5 protein-coding genes, 1 tRNA gene and 1 pseudogene are annotated in these 4,125 nt (G+C 58.6%); 3 read left to right on the forward strand and 4 right to left on the reverse strand.

Annotation, left to right across the window (positions count from 1 at the left end):
• Positions 1 to 139 precede the first annotated feature (139 nt).
• Entirely contained in the window at positions 140 to 1,258 is a 1,119-nt protein-coding gene (coxB, locus tag WD429_RS09870; RefSeq protein ID WP_368422008.1) for a cytochrome c oxidase subunit II, read from the reverse strand.
• A gap of 222 nt (positions 1,259 to 1,480) precedes the next feature.
• On the reverse strand, positions 1,481 to 1,654 hold the full coding sequence (locus WD429_RS09875) for a DUF2970 domain-containing protein (protein WP_368422009.1): 174 nt from the start codon (positions 1,652 to 1,654) through the stop codon (positions 1,481 to 1,483).
• A gap of 225 nt (positions 1,655 to 1,879) precedes the next feature.
• Here WD429_RS09875 and WD429_RS09880 point away from each other — a divergent pair, with 225 nt between their 5' ends.
• Positions 1,880 to 2,242, forward strand: coding sequence for a hypothetical protein (locus tag WD429_RS09880; protein ID WP_368422010.1), 363 nt, complete (start codon positions 1,880 to 1,882; stop codon positions 2,240 to 2,242).
• Between the two features lie 67 nt (positions 2,243 to 2,309).
• Here the strand turns inward: WD429_RS09880 and WD429_RS09885 are convergent, their stop codons facing one another.
• Positions 2,310 to 3,041, reverse strand: a complete 732-nt coding sequence (locus tag WD429_RS09885; RefSeq protein ID WP_368422011.1) for an LrgB family protein — start codon at positions 3,039 to 3,041, stop codon at positions 2,310 to 2,312.
• A complete protein-coding gene (locus WD429_RS09890; RefSeq protein ID WP_368422012.1) occupies positions 3,038 to 3,400 on the reverse strand; it encodes a CidA/LrgA family protein in 363 nt (120 codons plus the stop codon). The genes WD429_RS09885 and WD429_RS09890 overlap by 4 nt, the downstream gene beginning before the upstream one ends.
• 208 nt (positions 3,401 to 3,608) lie before the next feature.
• Between WD429_RS09890 and WD429_RS09895 the strand changes: the two genes are divergently transcribed.
• Together WD429_RS09895 and WD429_RS09900 are read left to right on the forward strand one after the other, a co-directional pair.
• Positions 3,609 to 3,685 (forward strand) — tRNA-Pro (locus tag WD429_RS09895).
• A gap of 200 nt (positions 3,686 to 3,885) precedes the next feature.
• A pseudogene (locus WD429_RS09900) lies at positions 3,886 to 4,125 on the forward strand (C4-dicarboxylate ABC transporter substrate-binding protein); the annotation flags it as partial.

The following is a 4,125-nucleotide window of genomic DNA, read 5'->3' on the forward strand; positions in this document are numbered from 1 at the left end:
CGCTCATGATGGTGTGAGTCGGCCAGTCCGGCATCGGCCGTGGTCGTGCTTTGTTCTGGAGTCGGCTTGGGAAAATGAAAAGCCATCGGAAATCTCCCTGGTTACCATCGCAATAGAGAAACGGAAAGGTCGGCAGCTGTCACTCTTCCAGCATTTCGACGATTTCCGACGGTTGTACGGTATCGCCGGCGTCATTGCCCCAGGCGTTACGCTCATAGGTGACCACCGCGGCAATTTCCACCGGATTCAGCGTGCTACGAAAGGCCGGCATGGCGGAACCCGATACACCGTTGATGACAGTCTCGATGTGCCAATCGACGTCGTCGAGCATTTCGGTATTGCCCGCCAATGCCGGGAATGCTGGCGGGCTTCCCGAGCCATCGGCTTGATGGCAGGAGGCACAGATACTTCCATAGACCTGCTCGCCTCGCTCCATCAGCTCGGCCAGCTCCCACTCGCGGTCCACCCCCATGGCTTCCTGCTCAGCCGCTTCCTTGCGCTCGGCCAGCCAGGTTTCATAGTCATCCTGCTCCACGGCCTCGACCACCACCGGCATGAAGGCGTGGTCCTTGCCGCACAGCTCGGCGCACTGGCCGCGATAGATACCGGGCTCTTCGATACGTACCCAGTTCTCGTTCACGAACCCCGGGATGGCGTCCTGTTTCACGGCCAAATCCGGCACCCACCACGAATGGATGACATCATCAGACGTCAACAGCAGACGCACCTTGGTATCCACCGGCAGTACCAGCGGCTCATCGACTTCCAGAAGGTAATTCTCGGCCTTCTCCGATTCACCGCTGATCTGCTCGCGCGGGGTGCTTAAATTGGAGGTGTAGGCGATGTCCTCGCCCAGGTATTCGTAGCGCCAGCGCCACTGCTGCCCGGTCACCATGATATCGATATCAGCATCGGAAGCGTCATACATGTTCTTGAGCGTCGCCGTGGCAGGAACGGCCATGGCGACAAGAATCAATAGGGGAACCGCTGTCCAGAGGACTTCCACGCCCGTATGCTCGTGGAAATTGGATGCCTTGGCCCCCTTGGAGCGGCGGTAGCGAAACAGGGAATAGAACATCACCCCGAAAACCACCACGCCGATCGCCACGCAGATCCAGAAGATGGTCATGTGCAGGGAGTAGATCTCACGGCTGAGCGCTGTCACCCCGGTGGGCATGTTCCAGCCATTGGCCAGGGCCAAGGGGGAGATCAGGGCCAGCGTCAGACCTGCTGCCACCCTCACGAGCAACGTGCGCATCGGCGCCTCCTCATGATTGTTGTCGTCAATGAATGAATTCAGTGTGTTAATGAGGCATGAGCTCAGGAGGCGTCACGATCAACCACCGCCGAAACCATGCAGAGTACATACCAGAATACAGTAACACCCAGCGCTGTTTTGTCGAGTAGTAAGGGACGCTACCGACGAGTTGACCCGTCGCCGTGCCGAACCCTAAACGCGCACATCAACGGTCAGGCGCCTTCAGCCTGCGGCCAGTGTCGCGACCAACACCACCAAGGCGACCAGCAGCATGGCCATGGCAATACCCACGACAATGAAGCTGACGGGCTTGCCATTCTCGAAATCTTCCCGCCGCTGTTGGTCACGCTGAACACCGAAAAAGGCTGCTAAAACCGATTTTATCACACTCCACATGCCAGAATTCCCCTCTCTCGACCCAATGTGCTTGCGGCTTTAGTCGAAGCCAACGCCTTCCTCTTATTCACGACCGAGACATGACTTGCTTGATCGAGGTCAGGAGAACGCAAACGCATCCCCAGCTCACCACCCATGGCATGCTTGTCAACTATAATCGTGGTGTAGATCACGCACCTCGACCGATTCCCGTCAAACAGACGAGGCAAGCAAAGGAGTCCAGTCATGAGCAACGTTCGATCCAGAGACGCCAACACTCCCCTTATTCCTTCAATTGCGATGTTCGAATGGTGGCAGGAGCAGTGGGTACAGAACGCCAACCCGATCGCCCGTATGCAGCTCGCCTGGTTGGAAAGCCTGACACAGGCCATGCAGTTTGAGGCAGAGTTTCTCGCCGCCATGGCGGAAAACAGCCTGAGACTGGCCGACTGCTTCCAGGGGGAAGAAGCGCCCACGACCCCAGCTGAAATGCACCACTGCTACCAGGCACTGGTCAAACATGCCACTGACGCCCACATGAAGAGGATGGAAAAGGCAACAACACTCTCTCATGACTTTCGCAAACGGATCTGGGAAGAAATCTGCTGACCCGAATCATACTCGCCATGTCGCCCTTCCCGATCCGCCATGTGGCTTGCGAAAATGCACGGCATTCTCAGCCCATGCCCACCAGGCGAACGAGCAGAGGCAAGAGGAAAGCCGTGAGCAGGCCCGTCAGCCCCATCGCCAACCCGGAAAACGCGCCGGCCACGGCGCCGATCCGTGCAAAGGCATGCGCCGTGCCGAAACCATGAGCGGCAAGCCCAAGGGTGAATCCCTGCACTGCCGGGTCCCGCACCCTGAGGACACGAAAGATCCACGGCGCAACGACGCAGCCAATCGATCCAGTCAATAATACCAGCCCGGCGGCCAGCGACGGAATACCGCCGATCTGCTCGGCGACGCCCATGGCGATGGGTGACGTCACCGAACGAGGCGCGAGAGAGAGAAGCGTTTCGGGTTTTGCCCCCATGAGGGCCGCCAGTCCTAGCGTCGACCCCACCGCGGTAATGATGCCCACCATGCAGGCGAGCAGCAATGGCCAGAGCAATTGGCGGACCTTCTCGCGATGGTCGTAGAGAGGTATCGCCAGCGCCACGGTGGCCGGCCCGAGAAGAAAATGGATGAACTGGGCCCCTTCGAAATAGCTGGCGTAATCCATATCCACCAGTAACAGCAAGCCGATCAGCATCGCCACGGAAAGCGTCACCGGATGAAAGAGCGAACTCCCTCCCAAGGCGCGATTGATGCGCACCGCCGCGGCAAAGGCCACCAGTGTCATCAACAACGACAGCAATGGATTGCCGGAAAGATAGACCCATAGCTGATCAAGGGCCGCAATATTCACCGTTCCACTCTCCGGTTGCGACGTCGGTTGAGTTGTTCAAGCACCCTTCCCGTCACGGCAAGCGTCACGGCGGTGGAAACCACCAACGTGACGACGATGGGCCAGAGATCATTCCCGATCAGCTCGAAGTGCACTATCAGGCCGACGCCTGCCGGCACGAACAGCAGGGTCAAGTAGCGAAGCAGGCCCTCGCCTGCCAAGCGCAAACTGCCCGGCACCTTGCCGAGAACCAGCAGGGCTATCAGCAATATCACCATGCCAATCACCGGACCCGGCACCGGCAGGCCCCACCCACGGCTCACCAGCTCCCCCAGAAACTGGCATGCCAACAGCACGCTCATCCCCATGATCAACGGCATGCCCTTCTCCTCTTCTGCCCATAACTGGCGGGTCAATCCCTGGACAAGATAACCCCTCGACCCCGACCCGCCCAGTGTCTGGCGATGGTAAGCCAACCAATTGAAACGAAAGTGCAAACGGGACTTTTCATTTTATCGGGAACGCGCTAGCATACGCCTCGTCTTCGAGAGAGTATTGCCTCCACGCACTGACCTCTCGAAGCGACATCGGAGCGTGGCGCAGCTTGGTAGCGCGTTGCAATGGGGTTGCAAAGGTCGCAGGTTCGAATCCTGTCGCTCCGACCATGAACAGCAAGAGAAACCGCCACTCACGGGTCATGCCGGGTGGCGGTTTCTGGTTACGTGCCAAGGCTATCGGGATCCCGAGGGAAACGTCATGGTCCGTATTCGTCTTGTATCGTCAGCTTTGAATCACCCGGTTTGACGGTTCATATCGACCTCGGGCATTCTCCACAAGCCGCTGACATCTACAAGGAATAAGCACAATGAAACATGTTGCACGCTACTCGCTGGCCTTGGGGATAGCACTTGCCATGGCCGCTACCGCCAGTGCCGCCGACTTCGCCGACATGGATCCCGTCAACCTGCGCCTGGCCCACGTGGTCAACGAACAGGACGGTTTCCACATTGCCGCCGAGAAGTTTCAGGAACTGGTGGCAGAACGCACCGAAGGCGCCGTGACCGTCGAAATCTTCCCCAATGCGACCCTGGGAGACGAACGCACC

This window comes from Marinobacter sp. (genome assembly GCF_040904845.1).
Taxonomy (GTDB): domain Bacteria; phylum Pseudomonadota; class Gammaproteobacteria; order Pseudomonadales; family Oleiphilaceae; genus Marinobacter.

What these genes read in the sequence shown, in the direction of transcription:
- coxB (WP_368422008.1), bottom strand. Translation starts at nt 1,258, where the DNA reads ATGCGCACGTTGCTCGTGAGGGTGGCAGCAGGTCTGACGCTGGCCCTG.
- WD429_RS09880 (WP_368422010.1), top strand. Translation starts at nt 1,880, where the DNA reads ATGAGCAACGTTCGATCCAGAGACGCCAACACTCCCCTTATTCCTTCA.
- WD429_RS09875 (WP_368422009.1), bottom strand. Translation starts at nt 1,654, where the DNA reads ATGTGGAGTGTGATAAAATCGGTTTTAGCAGCCTTTTTCGGTGTTCAG.
- WD429_RS09890 (WP_368422012.1), bottom strand. Translation starts at nt 3,400, where the DNA reads ATGCCGTTGATCATGGGGATGAGCGTGCTGTTGGCATGCCAGTTTCTG.